This window comes from Bradyrhizobium sp. CCBAU 11434 (assembly GCF_028128895.1).
Taxonomy (GTDB): domain Bacteria; phylum Pseudomonadota; class Alphaproteobacteria; order Rhizobiales; family Xanthobacteraceae; genus Bradyrhizobium; species Bradyrhizobium zhengyangense.
Genome location: NZ_LBJX01000011.1, coordinates 95,215 through 114,468, shown reverse-complemented (window position 1 = coordinate 114,468; position 19,254 = coordinate 95,215). Strand labels below are relative to the sequence as shown.

19 protein-coding genes are annotated in these 19,254 nt (G+C 61.9%); 7 read left to right on the top strand and 12 right to left on the bottom strand.

Going from position 1 to position 19,254, the window contains the following annotated elements:
• Nucleotides 1-22: 22 nt before the first annotated feature.
• The 4 genes from XI06_RS08145 to XI06_RS08130 form a co-directional block, all read right to left on the bottom strand.
• Nucleotides 23-241 (bottom strand): hypothetical protein, encoded by a 219-nt coding sequence (locus XI06_RS08145; protein WP_237859235.1) that lies wholly within the window; start codon nucleotides 239-241, stop codon nucleotides 23-25.
• A gap of 81 nt (nucleotides 242-322) precedes the next feature.
• Complete coding sequence (locus XI06_RS08140; protein WP_271605017.1) at nucleotides 323-1,801, bottom strand: DUF1254 domain-containing protein; 1,479 nt, start codon at nucleotides 1,799-1,801, stop codon at nucleotides 323-325.
• A gap of 219 nt (nucleotides 1,802-2,020) precedes the next feature.
• Nucleotides 2,021-2,302: a hypothetical protein gene (locus tag XI06_RS08135; protein WP_271605016.1), complete on the bottom strand. Its 282-nt coding sequence runs from the start codon at nucleotides 2,300-2,302 to the stop codon at nucleotides 2,021-2,023.
• An 80-nt stretch (nucleotides 2,303-2,382) separates the two neighbouring features.
• The gene (locus XI06_RS08130) at nucleotides 2,383-5,073 is read right to left on the bottom strand and encodes an arylsulfatase (RefSeq protein ID WP_271605015.1); all 2,691 of its coding nucleotides are present in this window, start codon (nucleotides 5,071-5,073) and stop codon (nucleotides 2,383-2,385) included.
• An 878-nt stretch (nucleotides 5,074-5,951) separates the two neighbouring features.
• Here XI06_RS08130 and XI06_RS08125 point away from each other — a divergent pair.
• From XI06_RS08125 to XI06_RS08115, 3 genes are all read left to right on the top strand, one after another.
• Nucleotides 5,952-7,001, top strand: coding sequence for a SphA family protein (locus tag XI06_RS08125; protein ID WP_271605014.1), 1,050 nt, complete (start codon nucleotides 5,952-5,954; stop codon nucleotides 6,999-7,001).
• 415 nt (nucleotides 7,002-7,416) lie between these two features.
• Nucleotides 7,417-7,788 (top strand): hypothetical protein, encoded by a 372-nt coding sequence (locus XI06_RS08120; protein WP_237859239.1) that lies wholly within the window; start codon nucleotides 7,417-7,419, stop codon nucleotides 7,786-7,788.
• A 218-nt stretch (nucleotides 7,789-8,006) separates the two neighbouring features.
• A complete protein-coding gene (locus tag XI06_RS08115) occupies nucleotides 8,007-9,284 on the top strand; it encodes an MFS transporter (protein WP_237889768.1) in 1,278 nt (425 codons plus the stop codon).
• 60 nt (nucleotides 9,285-9,344) lie between these two features.
• On the opposite strand, the gene XI06_RS08110 is transcribed toward XI06_RS08115, so the two are convergent.
• Complete coding sequence (locus tag XI06_RS08110; RefSeq protein ID WP_271605013.1) at nucleotides 9,345-10,046, bottom strand: alpha/beta fold hydrolase; 702 nt, start codon at nucleotides 10,044-10,046, stop codon at nucleotides 9,345-9,347.
• Between XI06_RS08110 and XI06_RS08105 the strand changes: the two genes are divergently transcribed.
• The 3 genes from XI06_RS08105 to XI06_RS08095 are packed head-to-tail and all read left to right on the top strand — an operon-like array spanning nucleotide 10,029 to nucleotide 11,893.
• On the top strand, nucleotides 10,029-10,571 hold the full coding sequence (locus tag XI06_RS08105) for a hypothetical protein (protein WP_271605012.1): 543 nt from the start codon (nucleotides 10,029-10,031) through the stop codon (nucleotides 10,569-10,571). The two genes, XI06_RS08110 and XI06_RS08105, sit on opposite strands and share 18 nt — an antisense overlap.
• A gap of 33 nt (nucleotides 10,572-10,604) precedes the next feature.
• Nucleotides 10,605-10,994: a GntR family transcriptional regulator gene (locus XI06_RS08100; protein WP_237859245.1), complete on the top strand. Its 390-nt coding sequence runs from the start codon at nucleotides 10,605-10,607 to the stop codon at nucleotides 10,992-10,994.
• Nucleotides 10,995-10,999: 5 nt separating this feature from the next.
• Nucleotides 11,000-11,893, top strand: a complete 894-nt coding sequence (locus XI06_RS08095) for a slipin family protein (RefSeq protein WP_237859247.1) — start codon at nucleotides 11,000-11,002, stop codon at nucleotides 11,891-11,893.
• A gap of 103 nt (nucleotides 11,894-11,996) precedes the next feature.
• Here XI06_RS08095 and XI06_RS08090 read toward each other — a convergent pair whose 3' ends face one another.
• The 3 genes from XI06_RS08090 to XI06_RS08080 form a co-directional block, all read right to left on the bottom strand.
• Nucleotides 11,997-13,301 carry a TAXI family TRAP transporter solute-binding subunit gene (locus XI06_RS08090; RefSeq protein ID WP_237859249.1) on the bottom strand — a complete coding sequence of 435 codons (1,305 nt, stop codon included), beginning with the start codon at nucleotides 13,299-13,301 and terminating at the stop codon, nucleotides 11,997-11,999.
• Nucleotides 13,302-13,673: 372 nt separating this feature from the next.
• Nucleotides 13,674-14,804 carry an alpha/beta hydrolase family protein gene (locus tag XI06_RS08085; RefSeq protein ID WP_271605011.1) on the bottom strand — a complete coding sequence of 377 codons (1,131 nt, stop codon included), beginning with the start codon at nucleotides 14,802-14,804 and terminating at the stop codon, nucleotides 13,674-13,676.
• A 25-nt stretch (nucleotides 14,805-14,829) separates the two neighbouring features.
• Nucleotides 14,830-15,663, bottom strand: a complete 834-nt coding sequence (locus tag XI06_RS08080) for an alpha/beta hydrolase family protein (RefSeq protein ID WP_237859251.1) — start codon at nucleotides 15,661-15,663, stop codon at nucleotides 14,830-14,832.
• Nucleotides 15,664-16,037: 374 nt separating this feature from the next.
• Between XI06_RS08080 and XI06_RS08075 the strand changes: the two genes are divergently transcribed.
• Complete coding sequence (locus XI06_RS08075; protein WP_237859252.1) at nucleotides 16,038-16,481, top strand: SRPBCC family protein; 444 nt, start codon at nucleotides 16,038-16,040, stop codon at nucleotides 16,479-16,481.
• A gap of 80 nt (nucleotides 16,482-16,561) precedes the next feature.
• Here the strand turns inward: XI06_RS08075 and XI06_RS08070 are convergent, their stop codons facing one another.
• The 4 genes from XI06_RS08070 to XI06_RS08055 form a co-directional block, all read right to left on the bottom strand.
• Nucleotides 16,562-16,810, bottom strand: coding sequence for a DUF3551 domain-containing protein (locus tag XI06_RS08070; RefSeq protein WP_237870035.1), 249 nt, complete (start codon nucleotides 16,808-16,810; stop codon nucleotides 16,562-16,564).
• Nucleotides 16,811-16,885: 75 nt separating this feature from the next.
• Entirely contained in the window at nucleotides 16,886-17,245 is a 360-nt protein-coding gene (locus XI06_RS08065; RefSeq protein ID WP_237859253.1) for a hypothetical protein, read from the bottom strand.
• 91 nt (nucleotides 17,246-17,336) lie between these two features.
• Complete coding sequence (locus XI06_RS08060; RefSeq protein ID WP_237889780.1) at nucleotides 17,337-18,662, bottom strand: Hsp70 family protein; 1,326 nt, start codon at nucleotides 18,660-18,662, stop codon at nucleotides 17,337-17,339.
• 101 nt (nucleotides 18,663-18,763) lie between these two features.
• A complete protein-coding gene (locus XI06_RS08055; RefSeq protein ID WP_271605010.1) occupies nucleotides 18,764-19,249 on the bottom strand; it encodes a flavin reductase family protein in 486 nt (161 codons plus the stop codon).
• Nucleotides 19,250-19,254 lie beyond the last annotated feature (5 nt).

Genomic DNA, 19,254 nt, shown 5'->3' with positions numbered 1-19,254 from the left:
TGACCTCGACCGACGCGCTCTGTCAGCGGCAGACGCGCACCCCGTTTACAATCGCGCATGCCGGGCGCACCACGGGTGCGACGACTGGCGCCGAGACGGCCGGACGGGGGGCGACAACCGCGCCATTGGGACCGGCACATCCCGCACGAACCACACCGCGTGCACAGACGACAGCATTGGCCTCGCTCGCAACACCGAGCGTGGCCAGGATCAGCAACAAGCCAGCGCATATCTTGGTCATGTTCCATAGCTCCATTTCGGTCGCGGTTCTAATTCCGAGCTGGCCAGGACAAGTCCTCGCCGGCCTTAGGCTCGACGTCGTTCAGCTGCTCCGGACGCGCCGAATAGGCGGGATCTTGAACGTGCCGTCCTTGAGGGCCGTCTTGGGCTGATAGACCCTGACACTGAGATTGAAGGGCAGGCTCGGCGGACACGGCAGCCAATTGGTTTCCTTGTCCGCGCCTGGCGATTGCGCCTGGATATGGATATCGAGCGAGCCGTCCGGATTGTATTTGATCGGCATCGCCGAAGTTATGCCGTAGCGGTTGATCGCGTTGCGAACATAGAAATTCTCGCGATAGGGCGAGATCGACCAAACCCCGCTTTCGGAAGGGAATATCTCGTCCTTCTCGAGATGGAGAATATATTTCGCCGCGCCGTCCAGCACGTTGCCGTCGCCATCGACAAATGCGGTTGGATAGACCGCATCATCCGACGTCAGCGCGCCCAATCCAAACCAGGCGATGAATGCCCGCGTGGTGTAGTCGGTACCGAAGCGACCGATATTCAGTGCGCCCTGCCAGCCGTTCACGGTCGGCGCAGTGTAGGGGCCTGTTTCCAGCTTGTACCAGACCTCGGCCGGCGCCCGGTTGATTCCACGCAGAACGGCCGGATCGATCTTGGACGGGTCGAAGTCCTTGCCGACCTCGATCCCGATGCGCTTGAGTTTGTCGATGGTCTTGGTGTCGTCGGGGTAGGGCGCATTGTCCTTCAACGCTGCGGCGAGGTGCTTGAAGAACATCTCGCCGGTCATGAGCCGCACCTGATCATACGGCGTCGCCGTTGTATCGACACTGGTGTCGATCGGTACGTCCGAAGGCGGCGTGTAGGGCTTGCCCCAGGCGCTGAGCGGCGTCAGCTGCAATTGATCCTGCAGCTTGTTGATCGCAGCAAACTCCGCGGGGCTATGGCACGCGATCTGGACCAGCACCGAGGCGTAGCGGGTTGTCGAACGAAACGTCTGCTTGATGCCGTTGGGCGCGACACCATTCCATGTCGGGCCGGCGATGAGGAAGTCTCCGGCGCCGGTCCCCGTCGTCCGGCTGCCCACTGAGGCGAAATCGTCGGTCCACATGTTGAGTGCCTGCATGACGATGTAGCGCCCCTGGGTGTCGGGCTGCGAATAGACGAAAGGCTCCTTGTCCAGGTCGATGAACGAAAACGCCCAGAGAGAATTGACGCTGATGCGGACGCAATCCTTGAAATCCGGATCGACATAGGTCCGTATCCTGCCGAACTGGTTGATGGGCGCCTTGTACTGCTCGGACTTCGAGGTGGCCGTCATCACGGCTCGCGTTGCATCCATCATGACCAGCGGAAAGCCATAGACATAGCATTCCAATGCAAGAACATACGCCAGCTCTTCCTCGGCATCGCCCTTCAGCTCGCCGAGCCCGTGCAGCAGCGGGCCCGCCGCTTCGCTCGTTGCTGGCGACAATGCCGCGCCCAGCCCGGCACCGAGCGCGGTTGCGATCAGATTGCGGCGACGAAGGGAAATCGGTCCCTGTTCGGTAGAAAGCATAACTGACCTCCACATCTTTGCGACCGCGCGCGGGCCGGTCATGAAAACCGAAGCGGCGGAAGTTCTGAAAGCCTCCGTTGGTGCCGAGTAGCGGCGCAGGGGATCTGTTCCGCGACCTGAATGACAATCACTCACGCGCAGCGGCGGCCTGCCGCGCCTTCTCGAGCTTCCGGATATCGGCGACATCCGCTTTGCAGTTCCCGCCTGAGTGGTGCTTTCTCATGGGACGGGTTCGACCTTTGCTGCCATGTCGGGCGCACGGCTGATCCGGTAGGTCGCATTGCCGCACGTCAGAGTCCATACGGCGTGGTCGGGCCTGGAGCGCTTCTTGTCTCTCAGCGCGCCGAGCGCCTTGTCGCAGACAAAGCCCTGGGCGCGAATCTGCGCGGCGAGCATGGTTTGCAGCGTTTCGTTTGCAACCGTTGCCTGCTGCGCTTGAGCCGCAGCACTGAACAATACCACTACGGCGGTCAGCGGCGCCGAAGCCATCGGTTTGAACATGACGTTCGTTGCTCCGCTTTTGGGACGCGATCGGGTGCGGGGAGTTGATGAACTCCCCGCGCCGTCTTACAGCCGCGGCCTCACTTCATGCAGTTTCGGACGAACTGGATCCTCTCGATCATCCCCACACCCAGCGCGTCTGCCTGTTTGTGACAGCCCTCGCGCTTATCGAGGCGCAGCTCGACCTTTTGCAGCACGCTGAGGCCGATATCGCCCGAGACTTGCGGCGCAGCGCCCTCGGCAGCAGCTTTGCCGGCATCGGCGGAAGGCCCATCCCCCGCGGCCCTTGCTGCGGCTTCAAGACGCTTGATGTCTTCCGGACTCAATTTCGGCCGGTCGATATTCAGCGAGATCTTGTTGAGCGTGCCGGTGAAGGTGAACGGCGTGCTGTAGTCGTTGTCGTCGACCGGGGTGCCGGTGTCGGCCCCGATGTCCAGCGCCTCATCCCACTGCAGGATGAAAGGAAGCGTGTGCTCCATCGTCTCGGTTGCGACCGCATTGCCGTCGACTTTGAGGACGCCAGTGCCACCGCGGCCGATACCGCTATAGTCGCCAAAGGCCATCGTTGCCGCACCGAGACCGTCATACTTGAAATCGAACTCGATGACATGCTTGCCCGGCGTCAGCTCCGGTCCCTCCCAGCGCACGCGCTTGAGGTCGACCAGGTTCCACGTAAACACCGGTTTGTTCTTGAGAATATAGAAACCGTATCCGCCGAAACGTCCGCCCTGGGTGATCAGCATGCCTTCGGCGCCGCCCGGCGGTATCTCGACATCGATCTTGAAATTATAGGAGGCGTTGAGGACGCTCGGCGCGTCACCGTTCGGCGTGCCCGTGAGCGGCCGCGTCCAGGTGAAAGAGGTGCGGCCCGCACTTAGGCTCGGCCGCGGTATGACCAGCCGGCCAGCCACCGAGGAATCCAGCGGCAGGACCTGATATTTCTGCGCCTCTTTCCAGAACAAATCCTGCATCTCCTTCAGCTTGGCAGGATTCTTGGCCGCGATATCTTCATACTGCGTCCAGTCGTTCTTGAGATCGTAGAGCTCCCAGGGATATTCGGCCGGGTCCGGCAGCTTGATTCCAGCCGTCACCCACGGCGGCCGCAATACCTTGGTGCTGGCGATCCAGCCGTCGTCATAGATCGCGCGATCGGCGAACATCTCGAAATACTGGGTCTTGTGCGTCGAGGGTGCGTTCGCGTTGGCCTTGTCGAAGGTGTACATCATGCTGACACCCTCGATCGGGCTCTGCTTGATGCCGTCCACTATCTCGGGCTGCTTGATGTGCGCGGCTTCGAGAATGGTCGGCACGACGTCGATGACATGGTGGAACTGGCTGCGAATGCCGCCCTTGTCCGTGATGACCTTCGGCCAGGAGATTGCCATGCCTTGGCGGGTGCCGCCGAAATGCGACACGATCTGCTTGGTCCAGGAGAACGGCGTGTCGAACGCCCAGGCCCAGCCGATCGACATGTGGTTGTAGGTGCGGTCGGTGCCCCAGGCGTCATAAAAATACTTCAGCTGCTCCTCGACCCCGGGATTGGCTCCGTTGAACATCGCGACTTCGTTCGGCGTGCCGTTCGGCTGGCCTTCGGCGCTCGTTCCGTTGTCGCCGTTGATGTAGATGATCAGCGTGTTGTCGAGCTTGCCGAGGTCGTCGATCGCCTGGATCACGCGGCCGATCTCGTTGTCGGCGTAGGCGACATAGGCAGCGAAGATTTCGACCTGCCGGATGAAGAGCTTCCTTTCGTCGGCGTTGAGCTGGTCCCACTCCTTGATCAGGTCTTTCGGCCAGGGCGTCAGCTTGGCGTCCTGCGGAATGACACCGAGCTTCTTCTGGTTGGCGAAGATCGTCTCGCGCAGCTTGTTCCAGCCGGCATCGAACAGCTTCATTTCGCTGATCTTCTGGACCCATTCCTTGGTCGGATGATGCGGCGCGTGGGTGGCGCCCGGCGCGAACTTGATCAGAAAGGGCTGGTCCGGCGAGAGCGCGTTGATGCGGTTGACGTAGTCGATCGCCTCGTCGGCCATCGCCGTCATCAAATTCCAGCCGGGCTTGCCGACGTAAGGATAGATCGGCGTGGTATTGCGGACGAGATTGCCTGGCTCCCACTGATTGGTGTCGCCGCCCATGAAGCCATAGAAATATTCAAAGCCCATGCCGGTCGGCCACTGATCGAACGGTCCGGCCTGGCTTGCCTGGTATTCCGGAGTATTGTGGTTCTTGCCGAACCACGCGGTGTGGTAGCCGTTTTCCTTCAGGATGCGTCCAATCGTGGCCTTGTCTTTGGTGATGACGCTGTCATAGCCCGGATAGCCGGTCGCCTGTTCGGCAACGACGCCGTAGCCAGCCGAATGATGATTGCGGCCGGTGATCAGTGCCGCACGGGTTGGCGAACACAGCGCTGTCGAATGGAAGTTGGTATAACGCAGGCCGTCCTTCGCGATCCGATCGAGCGCCGGGGTCGGGATCACTCCGCCGAACGTCGACGGCACGCCGTAGCCGGAATCGTCGGTGATGATCAGAAGAACGTTCGGCGCGCCTTTGGGCGGAACGACACGCGCAGGCCAAAATGGTGTCGACTTCGTCGCATCGCGTTCGATCTTGCCACCGAATTTTTGCGGCGGTGGTGGAAGCTGATCGCCGGGAATGGTGATGGTTGCTGCCGGCGAGCCCGGCGGCGGCGTGGTCGGTTGCGCTTGCTGAGCAAACGCAGGGGCGGATAGCGCCGATGTCAAAAACAGTATGGAAGCAATCACACGAAAATTCATTGCAGCCCTCCCGTGAGGCGCGCGCAATCACGCAGATGTTCATCACTCTCAAGGACGATGCAAGGATCGACGTTGACGCAGATCAACCTATGCAACGAAAGGTACCTAAGGGCAGATTGGATCGCCTGGCTGCGCGATCCGGCGGCGCACGCTCATCTTTCCAATATTGAAGAGCGGAACACGCTCTCACACTCGTCATCATGCTGCACGGAACAAGTCGAACAACGGACCTTGAGCGAAATCAACGGGAAGAAATGTCTGGAGCTCACACTTCAAATAACGAGCTTCCGGGTCTTCACCTTGGATCGACAGCATGCTCGCTCACAAGCTCAATCATCCGGTCGCCGGCGCCGTGCTCGCGATCACCTTGGTCGCAGCAATTTCACTGGTTCCTTGGCCGAAGCTTCCTGGGAAGCCTAGGCTTGGGATCAAGAGCGATCGTCTGGAGCAGAGCGATCGCCGTGAGTTGGGGAATGGCTGTACGCAGACTGCGTGGCCCTATGGATGTGGTTGGCAACTGCCGCGGGAAAGACGAGAGACCAAAGGACATTCACCCAAACGGCGGCAAGGACTGTCTTGGTTTCTCTGATGATCAAGCTCGAGGTGTTCCTGCCCACCGCTCGGCGTGAAGTTCAGTAAAGGAATAATCGGTATCTAGCGGCTCTCAAAATCACAGCGACAGGATTTTCCCGTAGGATGGTACCCGCACAAGCGATAGCACAGCGTGGTATTGTGCCCCTTTTGCTACATCTGGTTGCCAAATATTCCCGCCATCATGACGGCTATCGCCCGGCGCGGCGCGCCCTGTCATATTGTCAGCATCATATTGGGCGCGCACGCGAGCGAGGCTCGTGGTTCGGCGGGGGATTGCCATGCGAATGACGAGAGCATTTGCCGCCATTGCATTTGCGGCCGTTGCAGCAGCACCAACGATCGTCGCGGCCGATGAGAGCGGCATCAGCTTCTGGATTCCGGGCACATTTGGCAGCCTCGCTGCCACGCCTCAGCAGCCAGGCTGGACGGCAGCCGCGATCTACTATCACACCTCGGTGTCCGCCGGCGGCGACGTGGCGCGCGCCCGCGAAATTCAGATCGGCCGCATTCCCGTGAATTTGACGGCGACCTTGAGCGCAAACGTCAATGCGAACGTGGATCTCGGGTTGTTGAACGCGACCTACGTTTTTTCAACGCCGGTGCTGGGCGGTCAGGCGTCTGCCAGTCTCATAGGAATCTATGGCGCAAACACCACCTCGCTTAACGGAACGGTGACAGGAACGCTGACGCTGCCGGGCGGCGGCACGATTCCCTTCTCGCGCGCCGATTCCATCAGTGATTCCGTGATGGCCTTCGGCGACCTGATCCCACAGTTCGCGTTGCGCTGGAATGCCGGTGTCAACAACTACATGACTTATGTCATGGGCGACATCCCGGTCGGCGCTTACCAGTCGACCCGCCTCGCCAATATCGGGCTCGGGCATGGGACAATCGACGCTGGCGGCGGTTATACTTATTTCAATCCGCAGACGGGGCATGAACTGTCTGGCGTGCTCGGCTTCACCTACAATTTCAAGAACACCGACACGCAGTATCAGAGCGGCGTCGACATGCATTTCGACTGGGGCGCCTCACAATTCCTGACCAAGCAAGTCCAGGTCGGTCTCGTAGGTTACGTCTACAAGCAACTCGGTTGCGACAGCGGCTCCGGCGATCGCGTCGGTTGCTTCCGCTCGCAGGTCGCGGCCGCGGGCCCGCAGGTTGGCTTCATCTTCCCGGTGGGCGACATGCAGGGCTATCTGAACCTGAAGGCTTACAAGGAGTTCGCCGCGGAAAACCGGCCCGAGGGCTGGAATGCCTGGGTGACCTTTGTCATCTCGCCTGCAGCACCGCCCCCGGCGGTGACGCCGACAAAGCACGTCATCACGAAGTGAGAGGCGCGGCATCGCCAGGCGTTGTTTGGGTTGATCTGCATCAACGTCGATCCCGAAATACCGTGGCTCCCTGCGCAGGACCCATATTGGTTGCAGCGTCCGGGCGGCGCGGGCACTGTCAAGCGATCCGCCCCTTATTCTCGATCGTTGAGTACAGCCATGACAAGCGTTCGCTTTCTTGCCGTGCTTGCGACTTTTCAAATTGGGCTCGCTCCGCCAGTCCATGCGACGGACAATCACGATCGCCTAACTGGTGCAAAGGCTCAGGTCTTGCGTTCACCGTCCCCTGCCTCTCCAGCCAGGCGCGGCTTCGTGTTGCGACAGGATCTGTTTGATCGTGCCAATCCAAACAATCTCAGGTCCGATTGGTCCTCACCGCCCGCGCAACCGGGGCAATTCTAGCAAGGAGACACAGATGAACAGCGCCCTGCTTTCACTTGCACTGCTTGCGGGTTCAATGGCCATACCGGCTTCTGATCGCGTTCCCGAACTGAAGGTCGAAGCGCTTTGCAAGGCGACGTCGGAAACGGACAAGTCGATGGGACTGGCGTTGGCTCAAAGCTTTACCGATTGCATGCGTGATGAAACGACAGCGCAGCAGCAACTCGGCACCGTGTGGTCGTCAGCCAAGCCCGCTGTCCGCGACGCCTGCGAAGGTGAGGCCACAGCAGGCGGAACTCAAAGCTATGTCGATTTGCTCACCTGCATCCAGATGACCGAGACCGCAACTGCGCTGGCATCGACGCCGCCGCTCAGAGGGGCCAGCAAGAACCGAAACAAGCAATAGTGGGCGGGCAGACCGCTCGTTGACCGGGCCGGAGCCACGCCAGTCGCTTGGCATGTCCGGCCCGAAGAAAGCAAGTTCGAAAAGCCGCCGGTTTCGGCGGCTTTTTTGTTGGCCCCGGGGCTGGTCTCCTCTACCCTTGGTTTCACCTTGAGCGGGACCAGCCCAGGCCTGGCCTTCGGCGTTTCCAGAGAATTCATCTTTACCGAAGGGATTTGGCCTTGCTTGCTGAGTTCATTGCGCGACAGGCCACGGCCCGGAACATTCACTATGGCTGGGTGATGGCCGCGCTGGGATTTCTCTATGGGCTGTTTGCGAGCTCGGCCCTCGGTGTGCCCAGTGTCCTGATGCGAGACATCGCGGCTGACCTCCACGTCAGCATGAGCGAGCTGTCTGCGTCGCAAGGACTTCGTTTTGCACTATTCGGATTGGTGGCACCGTTCGCCGGCGGCATGATGCTCCGATATGGCCCCAGGGTGATGCTGGCGATCGCCGGCACGATGACTCTCGCAGGATTGCTGCTCACGATCGTCATGACCAACCGCTTCGAAATGTGGCTGGGACTCGGGCTCATTCTCGGCATCGCGCCGGGGCTCACCGCCCTGCAACTCGCCACGATCATTTCGGTGCGCTGGTTCACGACCCATCGTGGATTGGTCGTCGGTCTCCTGAACGGATCGGTCGCAACCGGCACCTTGATCTTCGTGCCGATGGGCGCATGGATCACCGAGCATTGGGGCTGGCGCCTCGCGCTTGTTCCGTCCGGACTTGGTCTTCTTCTCGCACTCATCCTTTTTCTGTTGCTCGGAAAGGACCGTCCCCAGGAATTGGGACTGGCGTCACTCGGCGAGACGGCAATGGCGCCAATCCCCGCGGTGCCGCGACGGAATTTTGTGGCGCTCAGCTTTCACGGCCTGCGCCTGGCGTCGACCCGCCTGGTGTTCTGGGTGTTGGCTCTGACGTTCCTGATCTGTGGCGTGTCCAGCTACGGGCTGACATCGACCCACTTCGTGCCCTTCTGCGGCGATCTCGGCTTGCCGGCCGTGACATCGGCAGGCCTGCTCGCCATGATCGGCGTGTTCGATCTGATCGGCACGGTCGGATCGGGATGGCTGTCCGATCGCTTCGACAACAGATGGCTGCTCGCAATCTATTACGGTTTTCGTGGGCTCTCCTTGATCTGGCTCGTAGAATCCAACGCGACGATCGTGACGATGAGCGCGTTCGCGATGCTTTACGGGCTGGACTTCATCGCAACGGTTCCGCCGACGGTCAGATTGACGGTTGGGACGTTTGGACGGGAGATGGGGCCGGTGGTGTTCGGTTGGATCTTTGCCGCTCACCAGCTCGGCGTCGGCCTGATGGCCTTTGCCGCTGGCGTCAGCCGAGATGCGCTCGGGACTTATGTGCCGGCTTTCCTTTTCGCCGGGGTCCTCTGCCTGTTGGCCGCTGCGGCCTTTACGCTGGTGAAGCGTCCAGGGGTGCCGGCTCCGGCTTAACGGGGGCTCGACTTCTTTTTCGTCGCCCAATAGCGGCCTGATGTCCCCTGTTGGCCGCTTCTAGTGGCTGGCGATGAAGGAAAGCACGGCCTCGTCGTAGGCTTGAGGGGCTTCTCCCGGCACCGTATGGGATGAGCCGGAAATCTCCACCCGAGTTCGCCGAGGCAGGCATCGTACCAATTCGTCGACGATGCGATGGAAGAATTCCGGACTGTGATCGCCGTTGGTCACGAGCGTGGGTGCCGAGATGCGCTTCGCCATGTCGCAGGTAAACATCGGGCGCGGGCGGGTCGCTATTGCATCCGCAACGGCCGACAACGCGTTGTCCGCCATCATCTTGCGCTCGCTCTCGGACCGCCGATCGTAGGTGCCTGGCCCGCCGACGGCTTCTGCAAAGAACCGCAGCCCTGCATCGAGATCGTCCTTTTCGAAGGCTTGCCGCGCGGGAGCAAACCTCGCGCCCCATTGCTTCAGAACATCATTCCCGCCGGGAGCTCCGGCGAGCAACGCCGCGGCAGGAGGCTCGTTGATGACGAGCGTTCGCACCGCCTCGGGGTGGTTGGCGGCGAAGAACAGCGCAGCATGCGCGCCGGAGGAGTGGGCGACAATGTGCGCGCTCGTAATGCCAAGCGCGGCCAGCAAGGCGGCCAGGTCCTCGCCATGCACGTCTGCGGCGCCATCGGGCAGACCGTCCTTGCTCGTCGCGTTCGGAAAATGGTTCTGCCGACTATAGGCGATGACCCGATGGCTTTTGGCGAACACCGGAAGATGCGAATTCCAGAAGCGGTAATCCTGAAGCCCACCGTGCACCAGAACAACGGGATCGCCCTGCCCGGCCTCGACGTAGGCGAATTGCTTTCCGTTGACGCTGACCTGCTTGACATCGGCGCCGATGGCCGGCGCCAAATTCAACAGGCACAGAACGAGGCCAGCCATCAGGATCTTGGCTTTGAAGTTCATGGCACCCTCCCGCGGATCGACAAAGTGGCTCGAGACAACGTAGTCGACCTCGCCGCGTGCGATGGCGATGTCCTGAAGCTCCCGGTCATCCAGGGCGCACAGATCCCTGCGCAGCTTCCCGCGCCTGCGCCACTCCTGAAACTCGTCACGATATCTTCCGAAGAGGCTGATGAGATGCCGCCTCATTCGGGTCGTCGCGGAAAAGGCGGTCGTGCTGAAGGTCGTGGTCATTGCAGCGCCTCCTTGACGAAGTGGTTCGTCGTTTCGGAATTCGGCACGGCAGCAGCGCGAAATGTCCGGGCTTCGCGCGGACGAAACAGGCATTGACGGCATAGTAACTAATATGTAGTGTACTAGTCAATGCATACACTACTAGAATCGCTTCGTCTCGATAATTCGGGTGTTCCGATCTACATCCAGCTTCGGGACCAGATCCTGCGCAATCTCGGCGCGGGCGTGCTGGCTCGCGGCGACCAGATGCCGACGATGCGCGAAGTCGCAGTTGCCCTGAAGATCGACCTCAATACCGTCCGGCATGCCTACGACGAGCTGGAACGAATGGGCGCCATCACCCTGGTTCGGGGCCGGGGTAGCTTTGTCGCGGAGCCCCCGCCCGCAACCAGCGTACGTGAACAAGCCAAGCAGATTGACGGTCTGGCGAAACAGACGCTCGCTACGGCCGCCGCCGCGGGCATCGATCCCGTTGCCCTGGCCGATCGGATAAAGGCCCTCGCAAGACAGAAGGAATAGTCGTCATGCACAACTATTTTAAGGCAAGCGGCGGAAGTCGATTCTCTCTACTCCTTGCAGCAGTGGCTCTCGCAGCTGCGGCGCTCGTCGCCTCGCTCGCCTACGACGGAGGTTCTCGCGGCCTCTATGCCGTCGCGGCTGGCCTCGTGATCGTCGCATTCCTGATTCCACAGGCCGTCCTGGTTGCAGGCCAGTGGGAGCGCGCGGTCGTGCTTCGCCTCGGCAAGCTGTCGGCAATTCGCGGCCCCGGCCTGTTCGTGATCGTACCGTTCATCGACGAGGTGGCCTCATGGCTCGATCAGCGCATTCAGACCACGGAAATCAATGCCGAGAAGGCGCTGAGCAAGGACACCGTGCCGGTGAATATCGACGCGATCGTATTCTGGCAGATCCATGATCCCGAGCGTGCCGCGCTCGAGATTGCGAACTACCGTCAGGCCATCACCCAGGTCGCACAAACCTCATTGCGCGAAATGGTGGGATCGTCGCTGCTGTCGACGCTGCTGGCCGAGCGCAAGCAGGGCGATCAGTTGCTGCGCGATGATATCGGGCGCAAGACCGCTGATTGGGGCGTAGCCGTGATCTCGGTCGAGATCAAGGACATCGGCGTGCCGCCTGGATTGCAGGACGCGATGAGCCGACAGGCGCAGGCCGAGCGAGAGAGACTGGCGCGCGTGCTGCTCGGCCAGGCCGAACAGGAGATAGCCCAGAAATTCGTGGAGGCCGCCGACATCTACGCGCGTAGTCCGGCAGCACTTCAGCTGCGCGCCATGAACATCATCTATGAGACGACCAAGGAGCGTGGCGCCACGATCCTCATTCCCACGGCGATGATCGATGCCATGAATCCCGGCACGGCAATGGGCATCGTTGCTGCCGCGCAGCAGGCGCCAGGTTGAGCCGGGTGGCAAGAGGCCGTACCGCAACTCGGGTTGACTGCTGCGGGGACATGACGAAAAGCCGTCGACGGCGCGCCCGCGAACAGGTTCAGATCCACCCAGGCTATGATACCCTGATAACCTCCGGCTGCACGGCGGGCGATGAGTGGCCCCGCGCGATGATGGCGCGACGAACCAGGCGGATGTGCTCACGGAGCGTATAGGCCTCGCTCGCGAAGCCGGCCGGCGTGCGTATTCTGGCAACGGCCTCTTCGATGCGGGCGAGGTCAGCCTCCCACTTGTCTCTCGGCAAATCGCCTGTGCGCGCGGCGACATCCCGCTCGAGCAGAGCCAGCTCGCCGTACCACCGGTAGATGCGCGAGCGGACATGCCAGCGGACCAATTGAGGCAAATAGTGGAAAAGCGGCAACAGGATTGCCGCCAGAGGCAACAATATGATGATTGCACGCTCGCCCCACGCCGCGATCCAGAACGGCAGATATTGGTAGAGGATCGTGCGGCCGAAGCGTCGATGCTGATCGGCATCGGTCGAAACAGGCAGATCCACCTGGGCGGTGCTTGGAAATTCGCCTGCCTCCTCGAAAAGACCTTGCCGACCGTGGATCTCCCTTGCGGCGTCGACCAATAAATGTGTGATGGCCGGATGGAGATCCTCGCGCGTTGCAAGCATCACCTTGGTCCCGATCAGGTCAATATCCTTTTCCGGAAGGTGGTCCGCCAGGTCGATCACACCCGATGGCAATTTGAGCGTGCTGATGAAGTTGAGCCGTCGTCGATAGGCCTCGGCTCTCGCGAAGCTCAGCACGCTCAGGGTCGGATCGCGCAGCGCGTTCCAGACGGCAGGATTGTCCGCACCGTCGACAAAGACGACGGCGTCCAGCTCGCCCGCGCGCAGCGCAATCAGCGCCGGCAGATTGCTCAAGGGCTCCATCGTGACATTGTCGGGCGTCAGACCGTTGAGCGCGAAAACGGACTCACTGAACGAACGTGCCCCGCTGCCGGGAACACCGACGGCGACCTTGCGATTGCGCAATTCATCGACGTAGTTCAGCGGCTCTGATTTGCGGTAGAAAATCCACAACGGCACATAATAGAGACTCGCAATCATGACCACGCCCCTGGCGTCGGACGCCTGCGACAGGCCGCCTTGAGTGAAGCCTATGTCCACGCCGGACTTCGGATCTCGCAACAGTGCCAGATTGTCTTCTGCACCGCTGGTGATCCGCTCTTCAACCGTGACGCCGGAACGTGCCAGAATTTCGATGTAGCGTTTGGCATATTGGTGCAGAAGGCCGTCTTCCAGACCGGACGCCAGGACGATGTGGCGCGACGGAGCGGTCTGCCAAACATGCACCACCGCCCAGATCGTCGCAGCGATCGATGCCAGGACGACGATCGCGAGGCTCAAGCGGCCACGTGGCGAGAGATGTGCGAGGTATTCGGTCCTCACAACGGACGCTTCAGTGACGGGCGAAAGAGCGGCAGGCGCGCATGACGTCGGACATGCATCGCTCCTGCGACATAGGCAGCGGCACACCGCGCATGTTCATGAGCCTGCGGAAAGTCAGGAGTAATTTCATTGCACGCCGCCTTCCGTTCATGAAGAAGCCCTCCCTTTTGGGGAGCTCGCACCATCAAGCGCTTGACATAGGTCAAGGCCTCGCGACGACCTCGACGGCGAACGGCGGATCCGTCAGCACCAGCCGAGGAACGGATTTTGCCAAGCGGCGAATGTTGTCCGGCCGAACGGACCACCAAATGCCATTCATTTCGTTCCGATCTACCCCGGGGCCACAACCTGCCCGACCGCATAGAGCGAGCATTCCTTCCAGGCAGCCACGCATTGCCGCAACGCCTCGTTCTTCGCATCATCGACGGTTCGCTGCGCAGCGGTAACCGACGTACAATGACCATCGCGATTCCAGGCATAGGCCTTGGCGTCGGTCCATGCCTTCACATAGGCATCGAAATAGCCGGCGCACGCCGCGTTGAGCGGTGTCGGCGGCGGAATTGCTGCGGGCGACGGCAGATCGACCAGCACTGATGTCGGCAGATGCAACTGCTTGAGGAAACTCTCCACCGCGGGCCACCAAAGATCAGCAGGGCCCATCGGCACCATGGCGTGCCCGTCGACACCGAACGGCGGCAAGATCTGAAACTGCGCTGGCGCACCTGACGCGACGTAAGCATCGAACATGCGACGGCCCAGCGCCGGCGGCGCACTGCGATCGTTTTCCGCATAAAGCCAGAGCGCCGGAATTCGCGCAGTGCGGCCAAAGAAGCCGGCGTCCGCGACGAGATGATCCGGACTGCATGTGCGACCCGGGATGGAACCGTGAGCCGCCTCGAAATTGAGAACACCGATGACGCCCGCTGGATTGTCCGCCGCCGTCGCGGTCACGGCAAAGCCCCCGGTGGAATGCCCCATCAGCACGATCTGATCAGGCTCGACCCAGGCCTCGCCGCGGAGCGCGGCGAGAGCGCCGGTGACGTCCTCGGCCGCGATCCGCGCGACGGCGAGATAGTCGCGATCGTCGCAGGATCCGGACAGCGTCTCCGCAAACGGTCCGCTTGAATGTCCAAACCCCCGGCGCATGATCGATGCAACGGCATGGCCACGTTGGGCAAACGCCACGGCCGGATTAAGGAGACTGGTCGGCGTTTCCCGCGCCAGCGCTGCGCGAAAGGCATCGCCAGTGCCGGGAATTGTCCCGTGAACCAGCAGCACCAGCGGAAACCGCCCCGGTCGATCCGGCCGTAGGATCATGGTCTCGAGCCTGACTTGACTGCCATCAGCAAGCGTGATCGGCACCATCAGATCCTGCCGAACGAGGCCCGGCAGCGCGGGATCGGCCGCGGCCGGAGACAGCAGAAGTGCAAGCAAGCCGATCACGCAGCCAAGTTGCCTCATCCCCGCCTCCTCGCGAACGTGAAGCTCACTGATCTCCGCCGGCGAGCTGCTCATGAAAGAACTTCACCACCGCCGCATTGAACTCGCGGTGAAAACCTGCCCGGTCGAACTCCGTCGGCGTATCGGTGCAGATGCGCGGGACGGCCGCGGCCTGCTCCGGCGTGCACGGGGCGAGGTAGGCGAAGTGGCCGGCCGGAACGACGTGCATCTCGGGCTTGCCCTCCAGCCAACCGGCGACGCGCGCCACGGGCGTGCCGTCGCCCACGCCGGGACCGCCGAACTGCGACCGCCAAAACTGGAAAGGGATTTTGACCGCGGCAAGATTCTTGCGGGTCAGAACCGCCGGTGCGGGATCGACGATCACCGCCGTGCGGATTCGAGCGTCCTGCGACGGGTCAGGCAGCGTTTCTCCGTTGTGGAGCTGGGCACATGTTCCTGATGTCTCCTTGCAGTGTTCGGCGAGCCAGGTGAAATCCGGCTTGAGGCCCATCAGCGCCAGACCGGTATAGCCACCAAGCGAGAAGCCGAAGAAGCCGACCTTGGCCGGATCGATCACCGCCCTGTCCTTCCAGTCCTTCAGCATGAAATCGAGCAGGCGAACCATGTCCGCCGGGCGCGATCCCCACACCGGCAGCGTATCGCGCCGCGACGAATCGTTGGTGGTGTCACCGGGATGATTGATGGCGGCGACGATGAAGCCGGCCTCGGCCAGCGCCTCCTCCGTGTCATGGTTTGCACCGAACCACCCGCCCCGGCCGTGCGAGAAGATCACCAGCGGCAGCTTGGCGCCCGTCACCGGACAATCCTTCGCGCCCTTCAGGTCGAACTCGGCGCCCACTGAAAGCTTGCCCAGCGCCACATGCGTCGGCTCGGTCGCGCAAGGATACCAGATCGCGCCTGACAGCGCCGGATCGGAATCGAGAAGCTGAATGCCTGCGGCCCTGGCCGGCACGCCAAGACCCGGTACGCCAAGACCCGGTACGCCAAGACACAGCAGCGCGATGGCGGAAGCCCAAATCGTCCTGTGCAAAGGAAGTCCCCCCGATTTCGCGCAGGAGTTGAGCGGGCAACGATAGCGGAATTGTGGCTTCCATCGACCAGACGTAGAGACGCGCCGCAGAGGCTCGCCAGAAAATCCGGGACGGCATGTCGGGTCTTCGACGCCTCGTTCGTCCTCGGGCCATGATCGGCCCCTAGACCTCGACGGCCCGTCAGTTCATGAGGATAACAACCATGCCCAACACTGTCCGCCTGCACCGCGTTCTCGCCACCAGCCCCGAGAAGGTCTATCGGGCCTTCGTTGAGGCTGATGCGTTGGCGAAATGGCTTCCGCCCAACGGCTTCACCTGCACCGTCCACCATCTGGAAGCCAAGGTCGGCGGCACGTTCAAGATGTCGTTCCGGAATTTCACGACGGGCAACGGCCATTCGTTCGGCGGCGAATACCTCGAGCTCGTCCCTGGCGAACGTCTTCGCTATACCGACAGGTTCGACGATCCGAACCTGCCGGGCCTGATCGAGGTGACCGTGATCCTGAAGAAAGTCCTTGTCGGCACCGAGGTCGACATCACACAGGCCGGACTTCCCGACGCGATCCCGCCGGAGGCCTGCTATCTCGGCTGGCAGGAATCGCTGCGCAACCTTGCGCGCCTCGTCGAGCCCGAGATCAAGCCGTAACTCCCTGCTCCGGCCTCGCGATGGGCGGCTCGACGCATCAGTGGAGCGAGCCGCCTCTTCGCACCTTTTGGGATCACGCTCTAGCTGGGACCGCCTTGTCGTCGCCTGGAGTTGCGGCCAGACGGTCCCTGCCAATATGGATTCTCCTGGCACATGGCCGAGAGTCCCGAAGCCGTCACTCGACATTCATCGATCGAATGATAGCTGCAGTCGAAGGTGATGAGGCCCCGCTCGTGCCATCTCTGCAGGCACACCGGAAAGCGCGGATCGTAACGTTGAGCCGTGGCCGGGACAGCGCCGAAGAGCGTTGTCGCACCCACCAGGATCATCCAGCGCAGCAGACGCATCTTTTGGCCTATCCTGAATCTCAAGTCGACCCGCCAGTGCGAGCAACGCATAATCGCTTATTCGATCGTTGCGTTCACCGTGATGACCGACCGTCCCGAGCCATACGGACCTTTTCCTGATCCGTAGATGGAAAACGTATCGCTGCCCTTGTAGCCGCGCGGAGCCGTATAGGTAAAGGTCGTGATGTTGACCTGCCTCAGCGTTCCCTGCGCGGGCTTTTGCGCGATGCCTGAAGCCGTCATCATGCCGGGAATTCTGATCGGAAACTTGCAGGTTTCACCGGATCTGACGGCAAAGAAAGCGACCATGTCCACGCCAAAAGCGGATGGATCTCCCGTGACTCGACAATCGGCCGCGCGCGCCGGATCGGCGACTACACCGAACGCAATCACGATCAGGACGAAGAACCGATGCATCGCTGACCTTCCGTAGCGACAGGGAAAGTCAAAGTCGGATCCGATCGATCACCATTGATCTGCGTCAACGGTTCGCAACGCCGACAAAAGGTTATGCGCGCGCCTTCAGCCCGCCATCGGCGGTCCAGCGATCCGGCTCGGGACTGTGCCCGATCAGCGCGAGGCCGTAGGCGATCGACTCGAACTGGTCGCCCGACATCAGCCGCTCGTTGCCGAACCTGTCGGCGAACAGTTTTCGCACCGCCGGCACGAACGAGGTGCCGCCGGTCAAGAACACCTTCTCCACCTCGCGCGCGGTGATGCGGGCTTCGCCCAGCACCTTGTCGACGGTGGCGCCGAGCCGCGCGATGTCGTCGGCGATCCAGGAATCGAACTTCTTGCGCGTGATGGCCGAACCGATGTCGACGCCGCCGCCCTTGAAGCGGAAATCCACTTCGTCCTTGGCCGACAGCGCGACCTTGGCGTCGGAGACTGCGCGATACAGCGAAAAGCCGAGGTCGAGGTCGACGATGGTGATGAAATCCTCGAGCTGATCCGGCTTGAGCGCGGTGCGCGCAAGCTCGCGCAACTCGCGCAGGTCGCCATTGCTCTTCATCAGTGCGAGCTGATGCCAGCGCGCGAGGTTGGTGTAGTGGCTGTTCGGGATCGGCAGCACCTTGTCGAACGAGCGGAAGCTCGAGCCCTTGCCGAGCCGCGGCGAGACGACGTGATCGACGATGCGGTAGTCGAACGTGTCGCCTGCAATGCCGATGCCGGCGTGGCCGAGCGGCTCGGCGCGCAGATGGCCTCCGGCGCGGGAAAAGCGCATCACCGAGAAATCGCTGGTGCCGCCGCCGAAATCCGCAACCAGCACGGTGGCATCGCGCTCGAGCCTTCGGGCGAAGGAGAAGGCCGCACCGACGGGCTCGTAGACATAGCGGGCATGACCGGCACCGAGACGCTCAAAGGCGGCGCGGTAACGCTGCATGGCGAGATCATCGTCGGGATTGCCGCCGGCAAAACGCACGGGACGGCCGACGGTGATGTTCGCCGCCTCGAAGCCGAATTTGTCGCCGCCATGGCGCGCCAGCGTGCGCAGGAACGCCGCCAGGATATCCTCGAACTTGAAGCGCTGCCGGAACACTTGCGTGGTGTTGAAGCTCGAGCTGGCCGCGAAGGTCTTGAAGGACTGCAGGAAGCGATAGACGTGGCGCCCTTCGAGAAACTGCTCGATCGCCCACGGCCCGCCCTCGGCCTGGGCGCCGGCGCCCGGCCGGTCCTCCCAGAAGCACAGCGCCGAGACGTAGGTGCTGTGGCGCTGTCCGCCGTGCTCGAAGCGGATGGCCTCGACCCGGCGATCGTCGGCCGCGAGGGCGACGACGGTATTGCTGGTTCCAAAATCGATGCCGATCGAGACGGCGGGCGAGGCGCTCGACATGAACCACGCTGACAGTTGGGTGAAAGGGGGCGCACCACTAACGGCTTTGCATAGCGCTGGCAAGGCCTTGATCCGCCGCGCCGGCCCCCTTCCTCATCGCCTCAAGCGCGTTGAAAGCTCCCGTACGCCCCCTTGTGGAACACGAGCGGATTGCACATGGACTCCTCGCCCGAGATCACCTCGCCCAGAATGATGTCGTGATCGCCAGCCTTGTGAACGGTGGCAACGCGACAGCACAGCCGGGCCGCTGCACCCTGCAAGAGCGGCAGGCCGTCGGCGCTGAACGCCGGGGCCAAATCATCGAAGCGGTTCTTCAACTGCCCGGTAAAGCGATGGGACAGTTCGGATTGATGCTGACCCAGAATATTCACCGAGAACAGGCCGCGCCGCCGGATGGCGGCTCCCGTCGCACTCCCCTCATTCGTGCAGAACAGCAGCATACAGGGGGCGAGCGAGACCGATGTCAGCGAATTGATCGTCGCGCCGAACAGTTCGCCGTTCCATTCGGTCGCGATGATTGCGACGCCGGTCGGAAATGTTCCCATCATCGACCGGAAGCGCTTGGAATCGACGGCGCCGCTCAGCATCGATC

Bases quoted from the DNA above. Each gene is read 5' to 3' on its own strand.
- XI06_RS08145 (WP_237859235.1), bottom strand. From the start codon at position 241: ATGACCAAGATATGCGCTGGCTTGTTGCTGATCCTGGCCACGCTCGGT.
- XI06_RS08140 (WP_271605017.1), bottom strand. From the start codon at position 1,801: ATGCTTTCTACCGAACAGGGACCGATTTCCCTTCGTCGCCGCAATCTG.
- XI06_RS08135 (WP_271605016.1), bottom strand. From the start codon at position 2,302: ATGTTCAAACCGATGGCTTCGGCGCCGCTGACCGCCGTAGTGGTATTG.
- XI06_RS08130 (WP_271605015.1), bottom strand. From the start codon at position 5,073: ATGAATTTTCGTGTGATTGCTTCCATACTGTTTTTGACATCGGCGCTA.
- XI06_RS08125 (WP_271605014.1), top strand. From the start codon at position 5,952: ATGACGAGAGCATTTGCCGCCATTGCATTTGCGGCCGTTGCAGCAGCA.
- XI06_RS08120 (WP_237859239.1), top strand. From the start codon at position 7,417: ATGAACAGCGCCCTGCTTTCACTTGCACTGCTTGCGGGTTCAATGGCC.
- XI06_RS08105 (WP_271605012.1), top strand. From the start codon at position 10,029: ATGGCTTTTGGCGAACACCGGAAGATGCGAATTCCAGAAGCGGTAATC.
- XI06_RS08100 (WP_237859245.1), top strand. From the start codon at position 10,605: ATGCATACACTACTAGAATCGCTTCGTCTCGATAATTCGGGTGTTCCG.
- XI06_RS08095 (WP_237859247.1), top strand. From the start codon at position 11,000: ATGCACAACTATTTTAAGGCAAGCGGCGGAAGTCGATTCTCTCTACTC.
- XI06_RS08085 (WP_271605011.1), bottom strand. From the start codon at position 14,804: ATGAGGCAACTTGGCTGCGTGATCGGCTTGCTTGCACTTCTGCTGTCT.
- XI06_RS08075 (WP_237859252.1), top strand. From the start codon at position 16,038: ATGCCCAACACTGTCCGCCTGCACCGCGTTCTCGCCACCAGCCCCGAG.
- XI06_RS08070 (WP_237870035.1), bottom strand. From the start codon at position 16,810: ATGATCCTGGTGGGTGCGACAACGCTCTTCGGCGCTGTCCCGGCCACG.
- XI06_RS08065 (WP_237859253.1), bottom strand. From the start codon at position 17,245: ATGCATCGGTTCTTCGTCCTGATCGTGATTGCGTTCGGTGTAGTCGCC.
- XI06_RS08060 (WP_237889780.1), bottom strand. From the start codon at position 18,662: ATGTCGAGCGCCTCGCCCGCCGTCTCGATCGGCATCGATTTTGGAACC.
- XI06_RS08055 (WP_271605010.1), bottom strand. From the start codon at position 19,249: ATGCTGAGCGGCGCCGTCGATTCCAAGCGCTTCCGGTCGATGATGGGA.